This window comes from Pseudomonas sp. GZD-222 (assembly GCF_049310525.1).
GTDB lineage: Bacteria > Pseudomonadota > Gammaproteobacteria > Pseudomonadales > Pseudomonadaceae > Aquipseudomonas.
Window position 1 is genome coordinate 1 of sequence record NZ_JBMOWO010000151.1, and the last position, 23,210, is coordinate 23,210.

Consider the following 23,210-nt stretch of genomic DNA (forward strand, 5'->3'; position numbering starts at 1 on the left):
GAGCGGTCGGGGGGCAATCCTGCTCCCGCCGGATCACGCACTCCCAGTGGGAGCGGGCTTGCCCCGCGATAAAACTGCCTACACATCCACCAGAATATTGAACCCACCAAAGATCAACCGCTGCCCGTCAAAGGGCATCGGATTCTTGTCCGGCTGCAAACGCGGGTCCTCCATCATTTTCTTCATCCCGGCATCACGCACCTCGCGGGAAGGCCAGAGAATCCAGGAGAACACCACGGTTTCATCCGGCTTGCATTTCACCGCCAGCGGAAACGAGGTCACCTTGCCCTCAGGCACATCGTCGCCCCAGCACTCGATAACACGCTGGGCACCACATTCCTTGAACACCACCGCCGCTTCCTCGGCATGTTGCTTGAACTTCTCTCGGTTGGCGGTAGGCACGGCGAGCACAAAACCATCGATATAAGACATGACATTGACTCCTGCACAGGGATTGAAGCGATCGGGTTGATCTGTGCATTAGTCGATTCGCTGACCGGGTGATTCGACATCCCTGGCGCTTGACCGACAAGCGGTCGACTTCGACCGCTTTTTCGTTTCTGCGCCGCTTTTGCGTTTCTGTGCGACAGTTCGCACTCCGGGGGCTCCTCTAGTGTTTCTTTGTGGTGTTAGTTTGCAGAACTGTCTGCCGCCTTGAGCAGACACCTCCTACTTACCCTCTGCAAAGGAATGCCCCCAGCAATGGATTTCTCATTCAAACACCTGGCCGCTACCACCCTGATGCTGGCCAGCCTGAACTCGTTCACCACACAAGCGCACGCCAACATCACCCCACAGCAGAGCGCGGCCATCCTCAAGACGTTTAGCGACGCGTCGGTGAAGGATTTCAGGCAGTTCCTCGGTAGCCTGGGCAAGAGCGACCTGGCCAAGTCCGACAACCTCGGCGCAACCATCAGCGCCTTCCTCGACAACAAGCCTCTGTCGGCGGAACAGCAGAACGAGATCCATCGCCTGCTCGGCCTTTATGCGCGGGTGAAATACGGCAGCGCAGCCACCGAAACCCTGCGCGAGCTGGTCGCCATCCCGACCATGCGTGTCGAAGGTGTCGCCCAGCACGAGAACCCCGAATTCCTCAAGATCGCCGACAAGATCAAAACGCTTGCCCAGGCCTTCAACCTGAACTTCCGTAACATCGACAACCGCGTCTACGAGATCTCCCTGGAAGGCAGCGGCAACGAAGTCGTGGGCATTCACGCGCATGCCGATGTGGTCCCGGTGACCCCGGAGAACTGGGTACTGCAGGACGGCACCAAACTCGACCCGTTCAAAGTCACCCTGATCGGTGACCGCATGTATGGCCGCGGCACCGAGGATGACAAGAACGGCATCGTCGTAGCGCTCTACGCTATGAAAATCATCAAGGAAGAGCAGCTACCGCTGGCGCGCAACTTCAAGCTGCTGGTGGACACCACCGAGGAAACCACCGGCGACGCCATCCCCTACTACTTCGAACACAACCCGATCCCCAACTACAACCTGGCGCTGGATGGTGGCTACCCGGTGGTGATTGCCGAAAAAGGCTACGGCACCATCATGGCCAGCTTCCCGCGCCGCAGTGCCACGGGTAAAGGCGCGGAAATAACCTCGATGACCGGCGGCCTGGCGACCAACCAGATTCCGTCGACCTCGGTCGCCACACTGGTTACCGATAAGCCTGCGGAACTCGCCACCAACCTGCAGAAAGCCGGTGCTGATTATGTCAAAGACAATGGTGGCAACTTCGGCGTTAGCGCCAAGGTCGTCGGCAAAGACGTGCAACTGACCGTCACCGGCGTTTCCGCCCACTCCTCGGAACCCGAATCCGGTATCAACCCGGTGGCCCGGATGCTCGGCTTCATCCACAGCCTCGACGGCAAGGTAGCACTCAAGCACAACCAGATCACCGACGCGGCCCGTTATGCTGCCGACAACTGGGGCCTGGATTATCTGGGTGGCAAGCTTGGGGTCGGCTTCTCCGATGCCTTCATGGGGCCGCTGACCACCTCACTGACCTATGTCGGCGTGGATGACAAAGCGTTCAAACTCGCGGTCAACCTGCGCGTACCGGTCGGCAAGTCGCCTGAAGTACTGAAGAGTGAACTCAGTGAAAAACTCGCAGCCTGGAGCAAGCAATCCAAGGTAACCGTGGCTTTCGACACCTCGATCGCCGAGCCGATGTACCGCAACCCCGAAGGTGAATGGGTCAAGGCGCTGCTGGCCGTGGCCAGTGAAAACCTCGGCATGGAACAGAAGTTCGGCACTTCCGCCGGCGCCACCTCGGTGCATGAACTGCCCAATGGCGTTCAGTTCGGCCTGGCGATGCCTGACGTCAAATACACCGGCCACAACGACAACGAGTTCAAGACCGTTGAACAGTTCATGCTCGACCTGCAGATCGTCACCGAGATGATGGGCCGTATCGGGCAGATGCCGAAGCTTTAAGGTACTTGTGGTGCCCGCCCTTGGGGCGGGCACCTTGTCAGCGTGTGTGCTAACTCAGTTGAGCGATCAACACCGCATTGCTGTAGATCAGGCTGCCGTCACTGGCCCGGTGCCCAACCAGGTGAAACTGACCGCGTTGATCCTCGTCCAGGTACACACGCAACTTGCAGTCGGCCAGAGGACCATAGCCTTCGGGTATGATCAGGTTCAACGAGGCCATATCCACATCCAGCATGGTTTCAGGCTCATGACTGGCCTGCAGGCGCTCTTCGGCTCTTTCCAGGCTGGTATGGGTCGCGCCTTGAATGTCGAAGTGAATGTCGCCCACCGGGATGGATTTCTGCTCGCTGCTGCTTTTGCACCAGCCTTCGATCGTCAGGGTACTCATGGCGAATCCTCATGATGCAGACCGTTTTGATCACTGCTGAAAGTGTTGACCTCGAGGTCTGTTGAATCGTTCATGATTTCTCGCTCACAGCAAACTACTGCGACAGAAAACTGACCAACTCACGCGCATGGGTACCGAGCGACTCCCAGCCCTTGATACACAACCGCAGCTCAAGCGTCGCCCAGCCCTCTTCAAGCAGCACCACCCGCACCGGCAGTTCCTGTTCCATACGCAACGCGGTAGTCTCCGGCAGCATGGCTATCCCGGCACGCTGGGCAACCAGTTGGGCGATGGCTTCAAAGCTGGGGGCGCGGACGCGGATCTGCAGGGGCATGGCCAGTTTCATCGCCCGCTCCTCGACAAAGCGCTGCATGGCCCGCTCGGCCGGCATGCCGATAAAGGGATAACCCAAGGCATCGGCCAGGCGTGTCTGTTCGCGCTCGGCCAATGGGTGCCCGGTCGGCACCAGCATCACCAGCCGCTCGCTGCGATAGGGCAACGACAGCACCCCATCGCTGATGACGCTGCCGTCATACACGCCGATTTCACATTCGCCGGTGAGCACCGCACGCATCACGTCTGCGCTACGGTATTCGGTCAGTTGCAGATCGACTTCCGGGTAGTCGGCCAGGAACGCGCCAAGCACCGCGGGCAACAGGCTGCTGGTGGTCACGGTGGTGGCGGCCAGGCGCAAGGTAATGCGGCGTTGGCCGGCCAGTTCCTTCAACGTGTCCTGAAGCTTTTGCGCCTCGCCTAGTACGCTGCCGGCCGCCTCCAGCACCAGGCGACCGGTCGGGGTGAGTTGCATGCCGGCAGCGGTGCGGGTGAACACGGTGACGCCGCAGCGCTCCTCGAAGAGGCGCAGACGGGTACTGGCGGCCGAGACAGCAACAGGGATGCTGGCAGCAGCCTTGCTCAGGCTACCGGAGGCGGCAATGGCGCTGAGCAGGCGCAAATCGGAAAGATCAAAGTGCACAGGGGCTTCTCTTTTGGCGAAGGCTTCGTTCTGGAAAATGCGATTCTGCGTAGGTTGCCTTCACTTTAGAATAACGCCCGTATCTTCTCCTCTGTCGGGCTGCTGATGAATAAATTACGTGGATTGTGCCAGCGCTGTGTTGAAAACGGCAGCCTGTTTGCGGTGCTGTCGGCACTCGGTTTCAGCCTCAAGGCGATTTTCGTCAAGTTGTCTTATGCGGCCAGTGAGGTCGACGCAATTACCCTCCTGGCAATGCGCATGGGCTTGTCGTTACCGCTGTTTGCCTGGCTGGTATGGGCCAGCCGCGGCCCGGCCAATGCACCGCTGAGCCTGGGTGACGGTGTGCGGGTAATGCTGCTGGGGTTGTTCGGTTATTACCTGGCGAGCCTGTTCGATTTCTACGGGCTGCAGTACATCACCGCCGGGCTTGAACGGCTGATTCTGTTCACCTATCCGACCCTGGTCCTGGTGTTCCAGGCCATTGCCCTGCGCGAGCGCCCTACCCTGCGCACCCTGGCTGCAATGGGCCTGTGCTACCTGGGCCTGGGCGTCGCCTTCGTGCATGACGTCAGCGCTGCCGGAATGGGCAGCCAGGTGATACTGGGTGCGGCGTGGGTGTTCGCCAGCGCGGTGACCTATGCCCTGTATTACTCCGGCACCGGCATGATGCTCAAGCGCATGAGTTCCATGCGCCTGGCCGGGCTTGCAGGCAGCGCGTCGTCGTTGATGGTGTTGGCGCACTATCTGCTGGCGTCCGATACCCAGCTACTCTGGCAGCTGCCCACTTCGGTATGGATGTATGCGGCATTGATGGCGGTGATATCCACCGTACTGCCGATCTACTGGGTGGCACTGGCGATTCAGCGCATGGGCGCAACCCATACCGCAGCAGTCGGCAATCTGGGACCGGTGCTGACCGTGCTGGCGTCGTGGGCTGTGCTCAGCGAAGAGGTATCGGTGTACCAGATGATTGGGTTGGCCCTGGTTTTGTTCGGGGTTTCACGGTTGAAACCCGTGCGGGCCAAGGGCGAGGTACAGGTGCCTGAACAAGTCGCTGCGGCGGCGCAAAAAACATAGCGTTTCAGGTCAACTAAACTGCAAGGTTCTGGTGCTGAATGTTCGTTAAAACACCAGTTCTCCCAACAGTAGTTACTTCCACCGAGTTGACCTGAGTACACACCATCATGTGTAAATCATGTGATTCAACTTCCTCTTCAAACCCCACAGATCGTCGTCGTTTTCTTCGCATCGCCGGACTTGGAGCAGGTGCCCTGCTGCTGTCCGGCGGGCTGCCTGACAGGCTTGTCACGGCCGCCGAAAAAACGGCTGCGCCCCCTAAACCCCAAAACGCAATCAGCCCCGACCAGGCGCTACAACGGTTGATTGCCGGCAACGAGCGGTACGTCAGCGGAAACTCCGACACCCACGACTTCAAGGACGAACGTGAAGCCCTGGTGTCTGGCCAGAACCCGTTCGTGGCCGTGCTCAGTTGCTCCGACTCGCGAATCGCGCCGGAGTACGCGTTCGACACCGCTCGCGGTGATCTTTTTGCCATCCGCGTGGCGGGTAACTTCGTCACCGACGAAGGTCTGGCCAGCCTGGAATACGCCGTCGCCGTACTCGGCGCACCATTGATTCTGGTACTCGGCCATGAGAGTTGTGGCGCCATCGATGCCGGGATCAAAGCGGTGAAAGATCAAACTGTATTCCCCGGGCATATTCCGAAACTGACCGAAGCACTCAAACCCGCCATCGAGAAGGTGCTCAAACAACCCGGCAACCTGATGGAAAATGCTACGGCGCAGAATGTCAAAGACTCGGTCCAGCGCCTTAATAACGCCACACCGCTGATCACCGAGGCACTCGGCAAGGGCACGCTGAAAATCGTCGGCGGTGTCTATCGCCTGGCCACCGGCAAAGTCGAGTTGATTGCCTGACCTCATCCACGGGCACGGAGGCCCGTTTGACCGAGCGACTAGACTGTATGTCCCGGTCCCGGTTCTGGAGACTCACGATGACCAGCAAAAACACGATTTGCCTGTGGTTTGACGGCACAGCGCTGGACGCTGCAACGTTCTACGCCAAGACCTTCCCTGACAGCGCGGTGGTGGCCGTGCATCACGCGCCTGGCGATTACCCTTCGGGCAAGCAAGGCGATGTGCTGACGGTAGAATTCACGGTGATGGGCATTCCCTGCCTGGGCCTCAACGGCGGGCCGATATTCCAGCACAGCGAGGCGTTTTCGTTTCAGGTTGCCACGGATGACCAGGCTGAAACGGATCGCTTGTGGAATGCGATTGTCGGCAACGGCGGCGAGGAAAGTGCCTGCGGCTGGTGCAAGGACAAATGGGGGCTTTCGTGGCAGATCACGCCACGCGTGCTGACGGCGGCGATAAGCAACCCGGATCGAGCGGCGGCCAAGCGCGCGTTCGAAGCGATGATGGAAATGCGCAAGATCGATGTGGCGGCGATCGAGGCCGCGTTGAAGGGGTGACGGTCATTGCATCAAGCCAGGTAGCATGTCCGCTTCCAACGCTCAGCCATCCAGGACGCCACACATGACATTGACTGTCGAGGGGTTGGTCAGCATCGCCATGACCAACCCGATCAACGCCGAAATCATTTCCCGCTTGCCTTCTTTGCGCTTGAACCAATGCCTGCTCACTGCCGGCTGCCTGTTTCAGGCGGTGTGGAATCATCAGGCAAACAAGCCAGCGGCTTGGGGCATCAAGGATTACGACGTTTTCTATTTCGACAATGACCTGTCCTGGGAGGCCGAGAACGAGGTCATCCAGGCGGCTCAACAGCTGTTTCAGGACCTTGAAGTGAATGTCGAGGTGAAGAATCAGGCACGCGTTCACCTCTGGTACAGCGAGCGATTTGGCCGGCCTTATCCGCAGCTTCAGTCCGCCACAGACGGTGTCGATCGATACCTGATTGCCGGTACCTGCATCGCGCTGGATGCCGAAAGCGGTGAACTCTATGCACCTTACGGCCTCGCCGACACCGAGCATGGGGTGCTGCGGATCAACCCAAAAAACGCGCAACCTGATCTGTTCGAACAGAAGGCCAAAAGCTACCAGGCGCGCTGGCCGTGGCTCAAAATCCTGGAGTCCGGATCTGACTGATGTTCCGCGGTCACAGGTGCAGGAGCGCGCTCAGCCCAACGCTGGCAGGCTGTAGCGCTCGGCAAAGTACTGGCGGAAAAACTCCACCGCCACCCGCACCTTGGCCGAGCTGGCCAAGGGTGAGGTGTATACCGCCCAGATATCCGCAGGCTGATGATAGTCGCCCAATACCTGAACCAGACGCCCGTCGGCCAGACTGTCATGCACATCCCACCACGAGCGCAGCAAGATCCCGCGCCCGTCCAGGCACCACTGGTGCGCCACTTCGCCATGGTTGCTCGACAGACCGCCGGTCACCCGCACGCTCTCCTCACCGTTGGGGCCTTCCAGCTGCCAGATGCCGAAGGGATGGTCGCGCTCTTTAATCACCAGGCAATCATGGCTGCCCAGCTCGGCCAGCACTTTGGGCATTCCGCGCCGCGCCAGGTAAGCCGGTGAGGCGCACAACACCCGACGGTTCTTCGCCAGGGGCTTGGCAATCAGGTTGGGGGCAATGGTGTTGCCCACGCGGATATCCAGGTCGACCCCCTCTTCGATCAGGTCGACCAGACGATCATGCACATCCAGACGAATGTCCAGGCGCGGATAACGCTCAGCCAACTCCGAGAGGGCCGGCGCCACAAAGCGCCGCCCAAGCCCCAGGCTGCTGGCAATGCGCAGCTGTCCCGTAGGTTCACGGTGCTGGGCGCTGATGTCGTCGCCCATGCGTTGCACCGCATCGAAGATCTGCTGTGCCCATTGGTATACCCGCTCGCCCTCCTCGCTCACGGTCACTCGTCGGGTGGTGCGGTGCAGCAGGCGCACTTCCAGCGTCTGCTCGAGCACGCGGATGCGTTTGCTGATGAACGCGGCAGACATGCCCAGTTCGTCGGCAACCGCGGCAAAACTGGCGCGTTTGGCCACCTGGAGAAAGATATTGAGGTCGTCGAGGCTCGGAAGATTATTCACGTTTCGTGTTCTAAGAATCTATGAATGGCGAGATTATCTCTGAATAAAGCCCTTATAGCATGGTCCGCACCTGTTCCCTAGACAACGAGTGCGCCCCCCATGAGCAAGACTTTCAGAATCGCCGCTATCCCTGGTGACGGCATCGGCATCGAAGTTCTCCCCGAAGGTATCCGCGTAGTCGAGGCCGCTGCCCGCAAGCATGGCCTGGACATCAGCTTCGAATTCTTCGAGTGGGCCAGCTGCGATTACTACCTGGCGCACGGCAAGATGATGCCGGACGACTGGTTCGAACAACTGAAAGATTTCGACGCCCTGTACTTCGGCGCAGTCGGCTGGCCAGACAAGGTGCCAGACCACATCTCGCTGTGGGGCTCGCTGCTCAAGTTCCGCCGCGACTTCGACCAGTACGTCAACATCCGCCCGGTGCGCCTGTTCCCGGGTGTGCCTTGCCCACTGGCAGGCCGCGAGCCAGGTGACATCGACTTCGTGGTGATCCGCGAGAACACCGAAGGCGAATACTCGTCCCTAGGCGGACGCATGTTCGAAGGCACCGAAAACGAGTTCGTCCTGCAGGAATCGGTGTTCACCCGCCGTGGTGTCGACCGCATCCTCAAGTACGCCTTCGACGTGGCCCAGACCCGCGAGCGCAAACACGTCACCTCGGCAACCAAGTCCAACGGCATGGCCGTGAGCATGCCTTACTGGGACGAGCGCACCGCCGCCATGGCTGCCAATTATCCGGAAATCAGCTGGGACAAGCAGCACATTGATATCCTCTGCGCCCGTTTCGTGTTGCAGCCTGATCGCTTTGACGTCGTCGTCGCCTCGAACCTGTTCGGCGACATCCTCTCCGACCTCGGCCCGGCCTGCGCCGGCACCATCGGCATCGCGCCATCGGCCAACCTCAACCCCGAGCGCAAGTTCCCGTCGCTGTTCGAACCGGTACACGGCTCGGCCCCGGACATCTTCGGCAAGAACATCGCCAACCCGATCGCGATGATCTGGTCCGGTGCGCTGATGCTCGAGTTCCTCGGCAACGACGGTGCCGACCCGCGCTACCGCGCCGCCCACGATGACATCCTCAAGGCGATTGAGCAGGTCATTGCCGCCGGTGACACCACCCGCGACATGGGTGGGCAAAAGTCTACACAGGACGTGGGCCGGGCGATCACCGCACTGATCGAAGGTTGATGAGAGGGGGCCGATTGTCAGAATTGTCAGACAAGACGGCCCTTTTCCTCTTGCGAGTGGCACAGATTGTATGCAGAATCTGTTAACCCAAAGATTCATGTTAACTTTTAGTTAACAACCAAGGAAGGAGCGTTACCGCAACACCCCGGAATGCCTGCCGGGTATAGATAAGTACGCCAACGTCCAGGAGACGATGATGTCGCACAAGAATAAAAAGATTGATGTGTTCCTGATCACCGTGAGTCTGATAGCCGTGCTGCTCACTGTGATAGGCCTTGCAGCCTTCCCCGGCGAAGCTGAAAGCGCTGCCAACCAGTTGTTCGAACTGTCCACCCGCACCTTCGGCACCAGTGTTCAAGTGCTGGTGTTCGGTAGCTCGCTGGCCGTGCTGTACCTGGCCTTCAGCAAATACGGCAATATCCGCCTGGGCAGTGGCAAACCCGAGTACGCCACGGCGACCTGGGTGTTCATGTTCATCTGCGCCGGTATGGGTTCCTCGACCCTCTACTGGGGCGTCATGGAGTGGGCCTACTACTACCAGACACCAGGCCTGAACATCGCCGCCGCCACCCCTAAAGCCCTCGAATACAGCATCAGCTACTCGTTCTTCCACTGGGGCGTCAGCGCCTGGTCGATCTACGCCCTGGCTTCGCTGGCGATGGCCTATCACTTCCATGTGCGCAAGAAGAGCGGCCTGAACCTGGCCTCGATCGTCGAAGCCGTGACCGGCTTCAAGGCCACCGGCCCGGTTGGCCGTACCGTCGACCTGATCTTCCTGCTGACCATGATGGGCGCCCTGACCGTGTCGCTGGCCCTCACCGCCTCGACCCTGACCCGCGGCCTGCATGACCTGACCGGCACCCCGGACACCTTCACCGTGCAGTTGATGGTGATCGGCGCCGTCGCGGTGATGTTCTCGCTCAGTTCCTATATCGGTATCGATGGCGGCCTGCAGCGCCTGAGCAAGATGGTCTGCATCGGCGCGCTGGTATTTGCCGGCGTGGTCCTGCTGGTCGGCCCGACCCAGTTCACCATCAACAACACCGCCAACTCCATTGGCCTGATGATCCAGAACTACGTACACATGAGCCTGTTCACCGACCCGGCTGGCGACGGTGCCTTCACTCGTAACTGGACGGTGTTCTACTGGCTCTGGTGGGTGTCCTACGCCCCTGGCGTGGCGATGTTCGTGACCCGCGTTTCGCGCGGCCGGCAGATCAAGGAAGTGGTCATGGCCCTGCTGCTTGGTGGCAGCTTCGGCTGCTGGTTCTTCTTCGGCGCCCTGGAAAGCTACAGCATGCACCAGTTCATCACCGGCGCTGTAGACGTGCCGAAAATGCTCAGTGAACAAGGCGGCGAATCAGCAGTGACCCACCTGTTGCTCGCCCTGCCGTGGGGCCAGGTGTTCCTTGGTGTCTACCTGTTCATCATGGCGATCTTCTGTGCCTCGCACATGGACGCTGCAGCCTATGCGGTCGCCGCCACCAGCACCCGCAACCTGCGTGAAGGCGACGACCCGACGCCGACCCACCGTCTGTTCTGGTGTGTCGTGCTGACCCTGGTGCCACTGGCCATGCTGTTCGCCAAAGCGTCGCTGTCGACCATGAAAACCGCCGTGGTACTGACCGCGATCCCCTTCATGGTGATCCTGCTGGTGAAAATCTACGGCTTCTTCAAATGGATGTTCGAAGACTACGGCCATGTACCGGCCTATCGCATTGAAGAAGAGGCGGCACGCATGGCCGGGGAAGACCCCAAGGTCGTGAACGAAGCCCCTACGCCGGTTACCGCTCAATAACAGCACACCCTCGTTAGTCCTGTGCGTCCTGCAAGGGCAGGCGCCAGGACCTTTTTTTGCCCGACCTGTTAACTGATAGATACGCGTTAACTGATAACTAAAAAACCGAGCTTGAGAGACCCGATCATGAATGACTTCAAACGCCTGCCCGCCGATTTCTGCGCCAACGCCGAAGAGGCCTTCACCATCCCTGCCAGCTTCTACACCCAGCCGGCAGTGTTCGAGCACGAGAAAGAAAGCATCTTCGCGCGCAGCTGGATCTGCGTCGGCCACCGCAGTGAAGTGGCCGAAAACAACGCCTACATCACCCGCGAAGTGATCGGCGAAAGCATCATCGTCGTGCGTGGCCGCGACAGCGTCCTGCGCGCCTTCTACAACGTCTGCCCGCACCGCGGCCACCAACTGCTCAGCGGCAGCGGCAAGGCCAAGAACGTCATCACCTGCCCGTACCACGCCTGGACCTTCAAGCTCGATGGCGAACTGGCCCACGCGCGCAACTGCGACAACGTGGTGAACTTCGACAAAGAGAACTCGACCCTGGTGCAGCTGCGCGTCGAAGAATACGCAGGCTTCATCTTCATCAACATGGACATGGAAGCCGGCTCGGTCGAAGACCAGTTGCCAGGCCTGCAACAGCGCATGCGCGAAGCCTGCGCGGTGATCGACGACCTGCACCTGGCCGCACGTTTTGTCAGCGACACCCCGGCCAACTGGAAGTCGATCGTCGACAACTACCTTGAGTGCTACCACTGCGCTCCGGCCCACCCAGGCTTCGCCGACTCGGTAGACGTTGGGCAGTACAGCCACAACCTGCACGGCAACTGGACCCTGCAATACGGCCTGGCCAAGCCTTCCGAGCAGTCGTTCAAGTTCGACGAGAACGTCAAGGATCCATCCTTCGCCGGCTTCTGGGCCTGGCCGTGCACCATGTTCAACGTGCCGCCAGGAGCCAACTTCATGACCGTGATCTACGAGTTCCCGGTCGATGCCGAAACCACCCTGCAGCACTACGATATCTACTTCCTCAACAAGGACATCACCGAAGAGCAGCAGAAGCTGATCGACTGGTACCGCGAAGTGTTCCGTCCAGAAGACCTGCGTCTGGTGGAAAGCGTGCAGAAGGGCCTGAAGTCCCGCGGCTACCGTGGCCAGGGCCGGATCATGGCCGACCGTGAGCGCAGCGGCATGAGCGAGCACGGCATCGCCCACTTCCACAACCTGATCGCCGTTGCCCACCTCAACGACTGATAACCACCGCCGCAGGCTGCACAGACAGCCTGCGGCGGTTTTCGGAGTGCCTTGCGTGAAACTCAATGACAATAAGCTGTTCCGCCAGCAGGCCTACATTGCCGGGCGCTGGTGCGACGCCGATGACGGGCGCAGCCTGCAAGTCACCGACCCGGCCAACGGCGAGCTGCTGGGCAGCGTGCCGCTGATGGGCGGCGCCGAAGCAGTGCGCGCCATCGAAGCCGCCGAAGCCGCCCTGGGCGACTGGCGCGCGCGTACTGCCAAAGAACGTGCACAGATCCTGCGCCGCTGGTTCGAACTGCTGCTCGAACACGAGCAGGACCTGGCCCGCCTGATGACCTTCGAACAGGGCAAGCCGCTGCATGAAGCCCTGGGCGAAATCCGCTATGCCGCCTCCTTCGTCGAGTGGTTCGCTGAAGAAGGCAAACGCGTCTACGGCGATGTGATCCCCAGCCCCGCCAGCGACAAGCGCCTGCTGGTGATCAAGCAAGGTATCGGTGTGTGCACCGCGATTACCCCGTGGAACTTCCCGGCGGCGATGATCACCCGCAAGGTCGCCCCTGCCCTGGCGGCCGGCTGCACCATGGTGGTCAAACCGGCCAACGAAACGCCGTTCTGCGCCCTGGCGCTGGTCGAGCTGGCCGAACGCGCGGGTGTTCCCGCTGGCGTGTTCAGCGTGGTCACCGGTGATGCCCCGGCCATTGGCGCGCAGTTCACCGGCCACCCGTCGGTGCGCAAGCTGAGCTTCACCGGTTCCACCCCGGTCGGTCGCCTGCTGATGGGCCAATGCGCCGAAACCATCAAGAAAGTCAGCCTGGAACTGGGCGGCAACGCACCGTTCATTGTCTTCGCCGATGCCGACATCGACGCCGCGGTCGAAGGTGCTCTGGTGGCCAAGTACCGCAACGCCGGTCAGACCTGCGTGTGCGTCAACCGCTTCTACATCCATGACAGCGTCTACGCCCAGTTCAGCGAACGCTTCATTGAGCGCGTACGCCAGTTGGGTGTTGGTCATGGCAGCAGCGAGGGTACGCAGATCGGTCCGCTGATCAGCGACAAGGCCGTGGCCAAGGTCCGCAGCCTGATCGACGACGCCGTCGGCAAAGGCGCCGAACTGGTACTGGGCGGCCAGGCTCATGCCCTGGGCGGTAACTTTTTCGAGCCTACCGTGCTGGCCAATGTCGGCCCGGGCATGGAGTTGCTGGAAGAAGAAATCTTCGGTCCGGTAGCGGCGCTGGTGCGTTTCAACAGCGACGAAGAAGTCATCGCCCTGGCCAACGCCACTCAGTACGGCCTGGCGGCCTACTTCTACAGCCGCGACATCGCCCGTGTGTTCAAGGTTGCCGAGCAACTGGAATACGGCATGGTCGGGGTCAACACCGGGTTGATCTCCAACGAGGTCGCGCCGTTCGGTGGCATCAAACAATCGGGCCTGGGCCGTGAAGGCTCCAAGTACGGCATCGAAGATTATCTGGAAATCAAATACCTGTGCCTCGCCGTCTGAGCGAGCCCCAGGTTCCGGGACGCGGCAGGGCCTGCCGCGCGCCCTTGCAGTCGAGGTGAACCATGGCCAACAAATACGAAATGTTCAGCGTGCAAGTAACCGAAGTCGAACAGGCCACGCCGCTGATCAAGCGCTTCACCCTGGCCCGTGAAGACGGTGCACCAATGCCCGCCTTCAGCGGTGGCAGCCATGTCATCGTGCAGATGCAGGGCGCCGACGGCAGCCAGTTCAGCAACGCCTACTCGCTGATGAGCGATCCGCGTGACACCCGCAGCTACCAGATCGGCGTGCGCCTGGAAGAGCAGTCCAAGGGCGGTTCAGCGTTCATGCACCAGCAGGTTGAAGTGGGCACCCGGTTGACCATCTCCTCGCCCAACAACCTCTTCGCCCTCGACCCGAGCGCCGGGCGCCACGTGCTGATCGCCGGCGGTATCGGCATCACCCCGTTCCTGGCCCAACTGCACGAACTCGAAGGCGGTGCCGCCGACTACGAACTGCACTATGCCTTCCGCGCCCCCGAACACGGTGCGTTCCAGGATCAGCTGGCCAGCGGTCCGCATGCTGACAACACCCACTTCTACATCGACAGCCTTGATCGCAAGCTTGACCTGAACACGCTGTGCGCCGGCCTGGCTGACAATGCCCACTTGTACGTATGCGGGCCCAAGCCGTTGATCGATGCCGTGATCGCCACCGCCGCCAAAGCCGGTATTGCCGAACAACGCGTGCATTGGGAGCAGTTCGCCGCCGCCCCGGTCAGCGGCGCTGCCTTTACCGTGGTGCTGGCCCAGTCGGGCATCGAACTGCAGGTAGAAGAAGGCATGACCATTCTTCAGGCCATCGAAAAATCCAAGGCCGCCAAGGTCGAGTGTCTGTGCCGTGAAGGTGTGTGCGGCACCTGCGAAACGGCGATCCTCGAAGGCGAAGCCGAACACTTTGACCAGTACCTGAGCGATGACGAAAAGGCCTCGCAGCAGAGCATGATGCTGTGCGTCTCGCGGGCGCGGACGGCACGCTTGGTGCTGGATTTGTAAAGCTTCGCGGGGCAAGCCCGCTCTCACCAAGTCCCATGGGAACGGGCTTTCCCCTCGATGGCTTCAGCGTCCCCCCAAAGTTGACAGCTTAGGTATACTGGCAGGCTCTTGGCTCCCGATCAGGACACCCTGCTCATGTTGGAAAACAGTTTCGCCTTCCGCCTCAAGGAACTGCTCGAGCATCACAAGCTGACCCTGCAAGCCGTGGGCACGGCCCTGGGGATCTCGCGCACCGCGGTGCACAAATGGACCCGCGGCGGCGAAATCGACTACGACAACCTGCGCAAGCTGGCGGACTTTCTCAAGGTCAACTGGATCTGGCTGCGCTACGGCGAAGAAGCCCTGCAGAACATCCAGCAGCCGCAAGTGGTCGAGCTGCCGATGACCGATCTGCGCCGGCGCTACACCGCTGAAATCATGGAAAGCGAAACGCGCATGAAGCTGGCCCAGGAAGGCGCGCGCATCGTGACCTGGGAGTGGAACCTGATCAGCGACGAGGTGACCTACTCGCCCAACGTCGAACAGGTCTATGGCTGGCCAGTGCATCGCAACGAAGACTTCTGGGCCCACCTGCCCGCCGAAGATGTTGCGCACATGCAGGCCATGTACGCCGAGGCGGTGGCCGACGGCAGTGGCTGCGAATGTGATTTTCGTATCACCCGTCCCGATGGCGAAGTGCGCTGGATCTCCTCCCGCGCCACCGTGGTACGCGACAGTGCCGGGCGCTCGGTGAAGATGGTCGGCATCAGCATGGACAACACCGAGCGCCAGGTCGCCGAACAGGCGCTGCGCAAGAGCGAAGAACGCTTTCGCGCGATCTTCGAACTGGCCTGGGGCGCCCTCGCCTATATCGATCCCGACGGCAGCTGGCAGCGAGTCAACAACAGCCTGTGCGAACTGCTCGGCTACCGCGCCGAAGAGCTCTACGCCATGACCTTCCAGCAGATCACCCACCCCGACGACCTGGAGGCCAATCTGCAACTGCTGCAGCGCATGCTGGCCGGCGAAACCGAGCGCTATGAAGTAGAGAAGCGGGTACGCCACAAAAACGGCGAATACATCTGGGTACGTGCCCGCACGTCGCTGCAGCGCCGCGACGACGGCGAGCCGGAACACCTGATCAGCGTGTTCGAAGACATCAGCGCCGAGCGCCACGAACACGAACGGCTGCAGGCACATATCGCCGGGCTCGAAGCCAGGCTGACGCAACGCGCCTGAGTCAACTCACTTCGATCGGGAGCGTAATGGATGCTGCCAGGTTCCTCTTATCTTTCCGCCCGTTCCCTGCGCGTGGCCAGGTTGCGCGGCAAGGTCGGCCTGTATTTTGTCGCCGCCCTGTCAGTGCTGGCCGGCATGACCGACGCCATCGGCTTTATGGCCACCGGGGATTTCGTCTCGTTCATGAGCGGCAACACCACGCGCCTGGCGGTATCGCTGGGTGAAGGTGAACTCGGCCTGGTGCTGCGTATTGGTCTGGTGTTGTTGGCCTTCGTGCTGGGTAATGCCCTCGGCGTGGTGATCGCCCGCCTCACCGGTCGCCGGCCCTGGCCGTTGCTGGCGCTGATTGCCGCCCTGCTGGCACTGGCCGGCCTGTTGCCGCTGAGCTGGCAGTTGCCGGCACTGGTCGCGGCCGTCACCGCCATGGGCATGATCAACGCCGTGGTCGAAGAAGTGAACGGTATGCCGATCGGCCTGACCTACGTCACCGGCGCGCTGTCGCGCTTCGGTCGCGGACTTGGCCGCGCGCTGCTGGGCGAACGCCGCCACGGCTGGCGGGTGCAACTGATTCCCTGGACCGGGATGTTTGTCGGCGCCATTGCCGGGGTGCTGCTGGAGCAGGCTTTCGACCTCGCCGCACTGCTGTTCAGCGCCTTGCTGGCTGCCGCGCTGGGGGTGATCTCGCTGAAGATCCCCCGGCGCTGGCAGCTCGGTTACATGCCCCGTTAGTTACAGGCAGGTGGCCAATGCCGCCATACGACGCAGGGCGACGCTGTCGTCCTTCTTGGCGTAGTAGCTGACTGACGTGTTCGCACCCTGGGACTGGATATCGGCGAAAGATTCCGCCTCGCGGGTGTAGACCGTGAAACCACCCTGCTTGCCCGGCTCCAGGTAGCCACTGGCATCGACGCCGAACACCGCTTCGTCCTGCCAGCCGAACTGGATGCACTGGGCAACGCGGTCGGCAGGCTTGCTCGAGGTGAAGCTTTTGTTCGGTGCCTGGGTCCGAGCCGCTTCCATGGCCGAAGAGGCACAACCGGCCAACAGTGCTGCAGCGACCATCGCCATTACTACCCGCATGACTCACCCTCGTCGGAAAAAAAGCCGACTTTAGCATTGCCCGGCCGCCAACACCCGCACCTCACACGGTGGCGACGATAAATGTGCGTTTGAACGGAAACAACGTGCGCCCGTCTTCCTCGACCGGGTAGTGACCGTGCAACAGCTTCAGGTATTTATTCAGAAAGATTTCGCGCTCGAATTCATTCAACGCACTGAGCACCGGACGCAGCGCCGACACCTTGACCCAGTCGAAGATCGGCGAGTTACCTTCGACCACCTGCAAGTGCTCGGTCTCCCAGATATCCAGCTCGCGGGTCAGTGGTGCCAGCAGGCGATAATAGCTGTCGAGCGACAGCACATTGCGCGAGGCCATGAACTTGCGCAGCGCCAAGGTGCCCAGCGGCTGGCCGCTGGGTCCGGGTTCGCTGAGCGCCCTGAGCATCAGTTGATACCAAGGGGCGTCGCGCCAGTTGGGCATGTGCGCGGCCAGGCAACCGCCCTTCTGCAATTGCCCGAGCAGACGCGGCAGCAGGCTCTCATGGTCTTCGATAAAGTGCAGCACGGCGGCGGCGAACAACAGGCTGGCCGGCTTTTCGGCCTGCCACTGGCTGACATCGACGTTCAACCAGTTGACCTTGATAGGTAGCGCCAGCGCCTCTTGCAGCATCTCGACGGAGCTGTCGACACCGAACAATTCGGCCCGCGGCCAGCGCTCGGCGAGCAAGCGCGTGGCAATGCCGGTACCGCAGCCTAGATCATAGATACACTCGGGCGCCTGCAGCGGCAGGCGCTCAAGCAGTTCAATGACCGGCCGCTCGCGCAGCCGGGCAAATTGCAGGTAGCTTTTCGGGTCCCAGGCACTAGTGCCCCCGGGTTCGCTGGTACTTTCTTTGACGAACATGTGCGCATTCCTTTGCGAACGATCAATCCTGTTTGCCGATGGCGTTCAACACCCCGAGCACCAGGGCACAGCCGCGGCGGGTGTGCGGGTCTCGCAACATCATCAGCAAGCCATACAGACTGGGCGCGGTGGTGTGTTCGCGGGCCTGGGCCCTCGCGTGGCGGATGGCATTGCCAAGGGTCCAGGTCAGTGCCGTGGCCTCTTCGAACTGCACCGAAAGCTTCTCCACCAGCGCCGCATCCAGCAGATCGACCAGGTCGGACAGCAAAGACGCGAGGTCGACCAGATTGTCCAGGCGCCCGCCGTCGAGCAGCGGTTGCAGCTTGTTCAACAAAGCCTCGAGGCCCGGATTGTCGCCGTGCAGGGCCAGTGTATCGGTCACTTCCATGTCAATCGGCTCCTCCCGTGGTCGGGTCAAAGCATGCCGCGTGCAGCGGCCCAATAAAGGCCGCGATTGAATCCATTCCTGAGCAGGCTGCCGAGCTTGGTCGGCGGCGTCGGCAGCACATCGTGGCGATAGTCGTAGGTCAGCGGCATGCCGGCGTGCAGGCCCATTTGCGCGGCGGCCTGGACCTTGCCGTCATACACCGCCACCGTCCGCCCGAGGCGAATCTCACCGGCGATGTTGTTGGCAATCACCGGCGCCTGGTTGTGGCAGGCGCCACCAGCCTTGCTCACCGGCAGATCAACGGTATCGCCGATCACATACACCCCGTCCAGGCCATACACCTGCAAGGTCTCATGGTTGGTCGGCAGCCAGCCTTCCTGGTTCGCCGCCCGGGATGCGCCACTTTCCAGCACCGCGTCCACCGCCCGGATCGGTGGCGTGGCCATGAGAATGTCGTACGGTTGCGCGTCGCCTTCTTCGGAGTAGGCAATGCGTTGATCAGGGTCGACCTTGGCCAAGGTGAAGCCGCGCTGAAACTGGATGTTTTTCTGGGCAAAAATGCTCGGCAGAATCTCGCCGGTAGGCCGCTGCAGGAACAGGCAATTGCGCAATAGCTGTGCGGTAGTCGGGTAGGTGTAGATGACCTCGACCTTGTCACGCACGCCACGGCGGCGCAGGTAGTCATCGAGCATCAGCGTGGTTTCCACCGGCGCGATACCACATTGATGCGGCACGTTCGGCGTCTGCGGGAAAGACACGGTGATGAATATCCGTCCTTTCTCGATGCTGGCCAGGCGCTGCGCGAGCTGGCGCGCCGGCTGATACTGATAGAAATGATCACCGCCCAGCTGCAGGCCTTCGATGCGCTCCGGGGCCGGAACACAACCGGTAGCGATGACCAGAAAGTCGTAGCCGAAGCGCTTGCCACTGCGTGTGTGCAGGGTCTGCGCGGCGAACTCGAAGCGGGTCACGTCCTGTACCTGAAAATCGATTTCCGGTCGCAGCAACGAACGCTCGGGGCGCTTCAACTCGTCCTGAAAGAACAGGTCGAAGGCCACGTACATGAACGCCGGTTTGTAGTAATGGTCAGGAGAATTGGACAGCAAGGTGATGCGCACCTGATCGCGCAGAATCTCCGGATAGAGTTTGCTGACCAACTGGTTGGCGAGCATGGTGCCGCCGACGCCACCACCGACGATGAAAATATGTTTTGCCATGCGTGCGCTTCCCTGCGAACAAAGCCCTACATCACTGCGGGCTATAGTTGAAGAAGCCGGAGTGATTAGCCAATAACCCTTCGCTATATGGGTTAATTCGTTTCCCTGTATTTTTGCCGAAGATAACCGCTGATACCGTATCAGATGCCGTTACTTACCTGAAAAAGGCCAAACCGCATGTGCGGAAGACTCAGCCAGTATCACGGTATTCATGACTTCGTTGACGCGCTGAGCATGCCCGGCGCCCTGGCCAACGAGGTCGGCGATCAACCCTTGGCGCACTTCAACGTCGCGCCCAGTACCCAGGTTGCCGTGTTCACACCCGATCAAGCCCGCTGGCTGCGCTGGGGCTGGCGCCCACACTGGGCGCATGATCGGGCGCCGCCGATCAATGCACGGGTGGAGAAAGTCGCGCACTCACCGTTCTTTCGGACGATCTGGGGGCAGCGCTTGATCGTACCGGTTGATGGCTGGTTCGAATGGGTCGATGAAGGCGAGGCGAAAAAACAGCCCTACTACATCCACCGCCGCGATGGTCTGCCGGCATTCTGTGCCGGCATTGGCCAATGGGGCGTAGCCGACGACGATGGTTTTGTCATCATCACCGCCGACAGTGTCGGAGGCATGGTCGACATCCATGACCGCCGCCCGGTCGTACTGGCGCCTGCATTGGCCAGGGACTGGCTGAACCCGGAATGTGACAAGGCCCAGGCCGAACAGATGTTGCTCAACCTCGGTGAACCTGCCGAGGCATTCGCCTGGTATCGCGTGGATAAAGCGGTAGGCAATGTGCGCAACCAGGGGCCCGAGTTACTCACGCCCTATGCGTAGAAGCGCTTACGCAAATCAATGAACCACCCTGCACTTTCTGCCAAACTCGCAGCCTTCAAGGATCGGGAAGATTGCATGAACCACGAATTGCTCTGGGTGCTTGGCCTGCTGTTTACCAGCGTGGTCCTGTTCATCGCCAACAAGCCACGCATGGACGTCGTCGCCCTGCTGGTGATCGTGGCGTTACCGCTGACCGGTATCCTCAGCGTCCAGGAAGCCCTGGCCGGTTTCAGTGACCCCAACGTGGTGCTGATCGCGGCGCTGTTCGTGATCGGCGAAGGCCTGGTACGTACCGGCATTGCCTACCGCATCGGCGAGTGGATGGCCGATCGCGCCGGTAACAGCGAGGTGCGCTTGCTGGTGCTGCTGATGGTCTGCGTGGCCGGGCTGGGGTCGGTGATGAGTTCCACCGGGGTGGTGGCCATCTTCATTCCGGTGGTGCTGAGCATTGCCGCACGCATGAAGGTGTCACCCAGTCGCTTGATGATGCCGCTGAGTTTTGCCGGTTTGATCAGCGGTATGCTCAGCCTGGTGGCCACACCGCCCAACGTGGTGGTGCACAGCGAGCTGGTGCGCCACGGTGAGGCCGGCTTCAGCTTTTTCAGTTTTACCCCGTTCGGCCTGGTGATCCTCGCCCTCGGCGTCGGCTACATGCTGCTGACCCGCCACTGGCTCAGCGGTGAAGTGCGCAAGGACGGTAGCGCGCAAACCCGCCGTACCCTGCTCGACCTGATCATCGATTACAAGCTGGCCGGTCGTGAACGACGCCTGCGGGTGCGCCCGGATTCACCCTTGATCGGTCACAGCCTCAGTGAGTTGAAATTGCGCACCGTGCATGGCGCCAACGTGGTCGGCATCGAGCGCCAGCACAAGTTCACCACCCGGGTGATCAGCCCCGACTCCAGCACCACAGTGCACGAGGGCGATGTGCTGCTGCTCGATCTGTTTGCTCCCCGTGACGATCTGCGCAGCCTGTGCCAGACCATGAAACTCGAACCCCTGCACTTCAAGGCGGCCTACTTCATCGATCAGTCGCATGCCGTGGGCATGGCCGAAGTGGCGGTGGTACCCGGCTCGCAGTTGATCGGCAAAAGCGTACTGGATTTGAACTTTCGCAGCCGCTGGGACCTGAACGTGGTCGGTCTGCGCCGCGGCCAGAACGCGATTGAAGAACAGTTGGTGGAAGAGAAACTCAAGCTTGGCGACACCCTGCTGGTGATCGGCCCGTGGAAGTCGGTGCGCCAGTTGCAGGCCCAGCCCAAAGACTTTCTGGTGTTGAGCCTGCCGGCGGAAGTGGACAATGTCGCCCCGGCCCTGAACCAGGCGCCTTATGCCCTGATCAGCCTGGCGGTGATGGTCGGCCTGATGATCAGCGGTGTGGTTCCCAATGTCATCGCCGCGCTGATCGCCTGCCTGCTGATGGGGGCCGGGCGATGTATCGACATGAACAGCGCCTACCGCGCGATCCACTGGCAGAGCCTGATCCTGATCGTCGGCATGCTGCCGTTTGCCCTGGCCTTGCAGAAAACCGGCGGGATCGCGATTGCGGTGAATGTGCTGGTGCAGGTGCTCGGGGAGGCCGGGCCTTATCTGATTCTCGCCTGCCTGTTCGCCATCACCGCGATCATCGGCTTGTTCATTTCCAACACCGCTACAGCGGTACTGATGGCCCCGGTGGCGATCAGTACCGCTGAACAGTTGGGCGCCTCGCCCTACCCCTTCGCCATGATCGTCGCCCTGGCGGCTTCGGCGGCGTTCATGACCCCGGTGTCGTCACCGGTCAATACCCTGGTGCTCGGCCCCGGGCAGTACCGCTTTGCCGACTTCGTCAAAGTCGGCGTACCGTTCACCTTGCTGGTGATGGTGGTCAGCGTGTTTATGGTGCCGTGGATTTTTGCCCTGTGAAGGCCGCCGCGTTTTGCTGCTTGAGGGCAACAGCAGCGTTACGCCAGTCCTGCGCCCAACCGTCGAGAACCATTTTCAGGTTTTCCGCGGTCATTACCTGATCGTCGTTCTCCAGCGGCAGGCCGGTGCCCTTGCGCACCACTTCGGCGACCACGGCACGGCTGCCGCCATCGAGGAAGGCCGCTTCGGTGGCGATCACGCTGTCCATGTCACGGATGCCGACGGCACTGCTGACTCCGGCGGCCACCAGGGTCACCGGCAGGTACTCATAGAAGTGCAGTGACTGGGTATGAGCGCCAACCGAAGTGATCGCCGGACGCACGATCAAGGTGTTCGGCCCTGGCTGATCGACCAGGTTCAGTACCTTGCTCAACTCACGCTTGAGTGCTGCATCGTAATAGGTGGTGATCGCCTTCAAGGTGGTTTCGGGGATCTGCGCGCTGGCCTTGGGCTGCGGATAGAACTGGCTAGGCGCGATGTACACCTGGGTGTAGCGCTCCATGTGCAGTTTCGGACTGATCCAGCGCAGCACCGACTCGCCCGATGCGGTCTTGTGCTCACTCAACTGGTCATAGTTGCGCAGAAAGCCGGAGTATTCCTTGGGCGACACCTTGTTCTGGCTGCAACCGACCATCAGCAGCGACAGGCACAGTACCGGTGCAATCAACTGATTACGCATGACGCGCACTCCCATTCTGCTGGCGAGCCGCCCGCGGGGCAGTGCCGGAACGGTCAACGCGCAATTGCCCGTTGGCCATGATCCAGTGCACCAGTTCCGCCAGCGGTACCGTGTAGCTGTACTCCATCCATTGACTGTTGCTTGGGCTGTAACGCTCGAAGTAGTGGCTCAAAATCATCTGCGAACCTTCGCTGCTAAGCCCCAGGCGCGAGTCCTGGTAACTGAGCAGCGCGTTGCGCCACAGATCCTGGGTGCGTAGGTCGAGGGTCAGGAATTGGCTGCAGTCAAGGCCGTCGATTGGAGGTTGTGCCGGCATGGAAAATACCCTTGGTTTGGACTGCCGTCAGGATCG

General features: G+C 61.0%; 24 protein-coding genes. 14 read left to right on the forward strand and 10 right to left on the reverse strand.

Features of this window, described 5'->3' with window-relative positions:
* Nucleotides 1-78 precede the first annotated feature (78 nt).
* Complete coding sequence (locus tag ACO6VD_RS27095) at nt 79-432, reverse strand: DUF1428 domain-containing protein (protein ID WP_422422891.1); 354 nt, start codon at nt 430-432, stop codon at nt 79-81.
* 270 nt (nt 433-702) lie between these two features.
* On the opposite strand from ACO6VD_RS27095, the gene ACO6VD_RS27100 reads away from it, so the two are divergent.
* Complete coding sequence (locus ACO6VD_RS27100) at nt 703-2,442, forward strand: dipeptidase (protein WP_422422892.1); 1,740 nt, start codon at nt 703-705, stop codon at nt 2,440-2,442.
* A 49-nt stretch (nt 2,443-2,491) separates the two neighbouring features.
* Here ACO6VD_RS27100 and ACO6VD_RS27105 read toward each other — a convergent pair whose 3' ends face one another.
* The gene (locus tag ACO6VD_RS27105; protein ID WP_422422893.1) at nt 2,492-2,830 is read right to left on the reverse strand and encodes a hypothetical protein; all 339 of its coding nucleotides are present in this window, start codon (nt 2,828-2,830) and stop codon (nt 2,492-2,494) included.
* Nucleotides 2,831-2,924: 94 nt separating this feature from the next.
* On the reverse strand, nt 2,925-3,806 hold the full coding sequence (locus ACO6VD_RS27110) for a LysR family transcriptional regulator (RefSeq protein WP_422422894.1): 882 nt from the start codon (nt 3,804-3,806) through the stop codon (nt 2,925-2,927).
* Nucleotides 3,807-3,911: 105 nt separating this feature from the next.
* On the opposite strand from ACO6VD_RS27110, the gene ACO6VD_RS27115 reads away from it, so the two are divergent.
* The 4 genes from ACO6VD_RS27115 to ACO6VD_RS27130 all read left to right on the forward strand — a co-directional run bounded on the left by ACO6VD_RS27115 (nt 3,912) and on the right by ACO6VD_RS27130 (nt 6,934).
* Nucleotides 3,912-4,883 (forward strand): DMT family transporter, encoded by a 972-nt coding sequence (locus ACO6VD_RS27115; RefSeq protein ID WP_422422895.1) that lies wholly within the window; start codon nt 3,912-3,914, stop codon nt 4,881-4,883.
* A 107-nt stretch (nt 4,884-4,990) separates the two neighbouring features.
* Nucleotides 4,991-5,743 (forward strand): carbonic anhydrase, encoded by a 753-nt coding sequence (locus ACO6VD_RS27120; protein ID WP_422422896.1) that lies wholly within the window; start codon nt 4,991-4,993, stop codon nt 5,741-5,743.
* Between the two features lie 77 nt (nt 5,744-5,820).
* A complete protein-coding gene (locus ACO6VD_RS27125) occupies nt 5,821-6,300 on the forward strand; it encodes a VOC family protein (RefSeq protein WP_422422897.1) in 480 nt (159 codons plus the stop codon).
* A 64-nt stretch (nt 6,301-6,364) separates the two neighbouring features.
* Nucleotides 6,365-6,934 (forward strand): nucleotidyltransferase family protein, encoded by a 570-nt coding sequence (locus ACO6VD_RS27130; RefSeq protein ID WP_422422898.1) that lies wholly within the window; start codon nt 6,365-6,367, stop codon nt 6,932-6,934.
* 30 nt (nt 6,935-6,964) lie between these two features.
* Here ACO6VD_RS27130 and ACO6VD_RS27135 read toward each other — a convergent pair whose 3' ends face one another.
* A complete protein-coding gene (locus ACO6VD_RS27135; protein WP_422422899.1) occupies nt 6,965-7,882 on the reverse strand; it encodes a LysR substrate-binding domain-containing protein in 918 nt (305 codons plus the stop codon).
* A gap of 99 nt (nt 7,883-7,981) precedes the next feature.
* On the opposite strand from ACO6VD_RS27135, the gene ACO6VD_RS27140 reads away from it, so the two are divergent.
* The 7 genes from ACO6VD_RS27140 (at nt 7,982) to ACO6VD_RS27170 (ending at nt 16,604) form a co-directional block, all read left to right on the forward strand.
* Nucleotides 7,982-9,073: a tartrate dehydrogenase gene (locus ACO6VD_RS27140; RefSeq protein ID WP_274296756.1), complete on the forward strand. Its 1,092-nt coding sequence runs from the start codon at nt 7,982-7,984 to the stop codon at nt 9,071-9,073.
* Between the two features lie 196 nt (nt 9,074-9,269).
* Nucleotides 9,270-10,871, forward strand: a complete 1,602-nt coding sequence (locus tag ACO6VD_RS27145) for a BCCT family transporter (RefSeq protein ID WP_400170597.1) — start codon at nt 9,270-9,272, stop codon at nt 10,869-10,871.
* Between the two features lie 126 nt (nt 10,872-10,997).
* The gene (locus tag ACO6VD_RS27150) at nt 10,998-12,119 is read left to right on the forward strand and encodes an aromatic ring-hydroxylating dioxygenase subunit alpha (RefSeq protein ID WP_400170596.1); all 1,122 of its coding nucleotides are present in this window, start codon (nt 10,998-11,000) and stop codon (nt 12,117-12,119) included.
* Between the two features lie 55 nt (nt 12,120-12,174).
* Nucleotides 12,175-13,623 (forward strand): NAD-dependent succinate-semialdehyde dehydrogenase, encoded by a 1,449-nt coding sequence (locus ACO6VD_RS27155; protein WP_422422900.1) that lies wholly within the window; start codon nt 12,175-12,177, stop codon nt 13,621-13,623.
* A 62-nt stretch (nt 13,624-13,685) separates the two neighbouring features.
* The gene (locus ACO6VD_RS27160) at nt 13,686-14,657 is read left to right on the forward strand and encodes a PDR/VanB family oxidoreductase (protein WP_422422901.1); all 972 of its coding nucleotides are present in this window, start codon (nt 13,686-13,688) and stop codon (nt 14,655-14,657) included.
* Nucleotides 14,658-14,792: 135 nt separating this feature from the next.
* The gene (locus ACO6VD_RS27165; protein WP_422422902.1) at nt 14,793-15,875 is read left to right on the forward strand and encodes a PAS domain-containing protein; all 1,083 of its coding nucleotides are present in this window, start codon (nt 14,793-14,795) and stop codon (nt 15,873-15,875) included.
* Nucleotides 15,876-15,905: 30 nt separating this feature from the next.
* The gene (locus tag ACO6VD_RS27170; RefSeq protein WP_422422903.1) at nt 15,906-16,604 is read left to right on the forward strand and encodes a YoaK family protein; all 699 of its coding nucleotides are present in this window, start codon (nt 15,906-15,908) and stop codon (nt 16,602-16,604) included.
* Here the strand turns inward: ACO6VD_RS27170 and ACO6VD_RS27175 are convergent, their stop codons facing one another.
* The 4 genes from ACO6VD_RS27175 to ACO6VD_RS27190 all read right to left on the reverse strand — a co-directional run bounded on the left by ACO6VD_RS27175 (nt 16,605) and on the right by ACO6VD_RS27190 (nt 19,443).
* Nucleotides 16,605-16,955, reverse strand: coding sequence for a hypothetical protein (locus tag ACO6VD_RS27175; protein ID WP_400170591.1), 351 nt, complete (start codon nt 16,953-16,955; stop codon nt 16,605-16,607).
* 61 nt (nt 16,956-17,016) lie between these two features.
* Nucleotides 17,017-17,838, reverse strand: coding sequence for a methyltransferase domain-containing protein (locus ACO6VD_RS27180; protein ID WP_422422904.1), 822 nt, complete (start codon nt 17,836-17,838; stop codon nt 17,017-17,019).
* A gap of 22 nt (nt 17,839-17,860) precedes the next feature.
* Nucleotides 17,861-18,226, reverse strand: coding sequence for a DUF1641 domain-containing protein (locus ACO6VD_RS27185; protein WP_422422905.1), 366 nt, complete (start codon nt 18,224-18,226; stop codon nt 17,861-17,863).
* A 26-nt stretch (nt 18,227-18,252) separates the two neighbouring features.
* Nucleotides 18,253-19,443, reverse strand: coding sequence for an NAD(P)/FAD-dependent oxidoreductase (locus ACO6VD_RS27190; protein WP_422422906.1), 1,191 nt, complete (start codon nt 19,441-19,443; stop codon nt 18,253-18,255).
* A 177-nt stretch (nt 19,444-19,620) separates the two neighbouring features.
* Between ACO6VD_RS27190 and ACO6VD_RS27195 the strand changes: the two genes are divergently transcribed.
* Together ACO6VD_RS27195 and ACO6VD_RS27200 are read left to right on the forward strand one after the other, a co-directional pair.
* Nucleotides 19,621-20,274 (forward strand): SOS response-associated peptidase, encoded by a 654-nt coding sequence (locus ACO6VD_RS27195; RefSeq protein WP_422422907.1) that lies wholly within the window; start codon nt 19,621-19,623, stop codon nt 20,272-20,274.
* Nucleotides 20,275-20,349: 75 nt separating this feature from the next.
* Complete coding sequence (locus ACO6VD_RS27200) at nt 20,350-22,179, forward strand: SLC13 family permease (protein ID WP_422422908.1); 1,830 nt, start codon at nt 20,350-20,352, stop codon at nt 22,177-22,179.
* On the opposite strand, the gene ACO6VD_RS27205 is transcribed toward ACO6VD_RS27200, so the two are convergent.
* On the reverse strand, nt 22,151-22,858 hold the full coding sequence (locus ACO6VD_RS27205) for a DUF3313 domain-containing protein (RefSeq protein WP_422422909.1): 708 nt from the start codon (nt 22,856-22,858) through the stop codon (nt 22,151-22,153). The genes ACO6VD_RS27200 and ACO6VD_RS27205 overlap by 29 nt on opposite strands.
* Nucleotides 22,851-23,174 carry a hypothetical protein gene (locus ACO6VD_RS27210; RefSeq protein ID WP_422422910.1) on the reverse strand — a complete coding sequence of 108 codons (324 nt, stop codon included), beginning with the start codon at nt 23,172-23,174 and terminating at the stop codon, nt 22,851-22,853. The genes ACO6VD_RS27205 and ACO6VD_RS27210 overlap by 8 nt, the downstream gene beginning before the upstream one ends.
* Nucleotides 23,175-23,210: the final 36 nt, after the last annotated feature.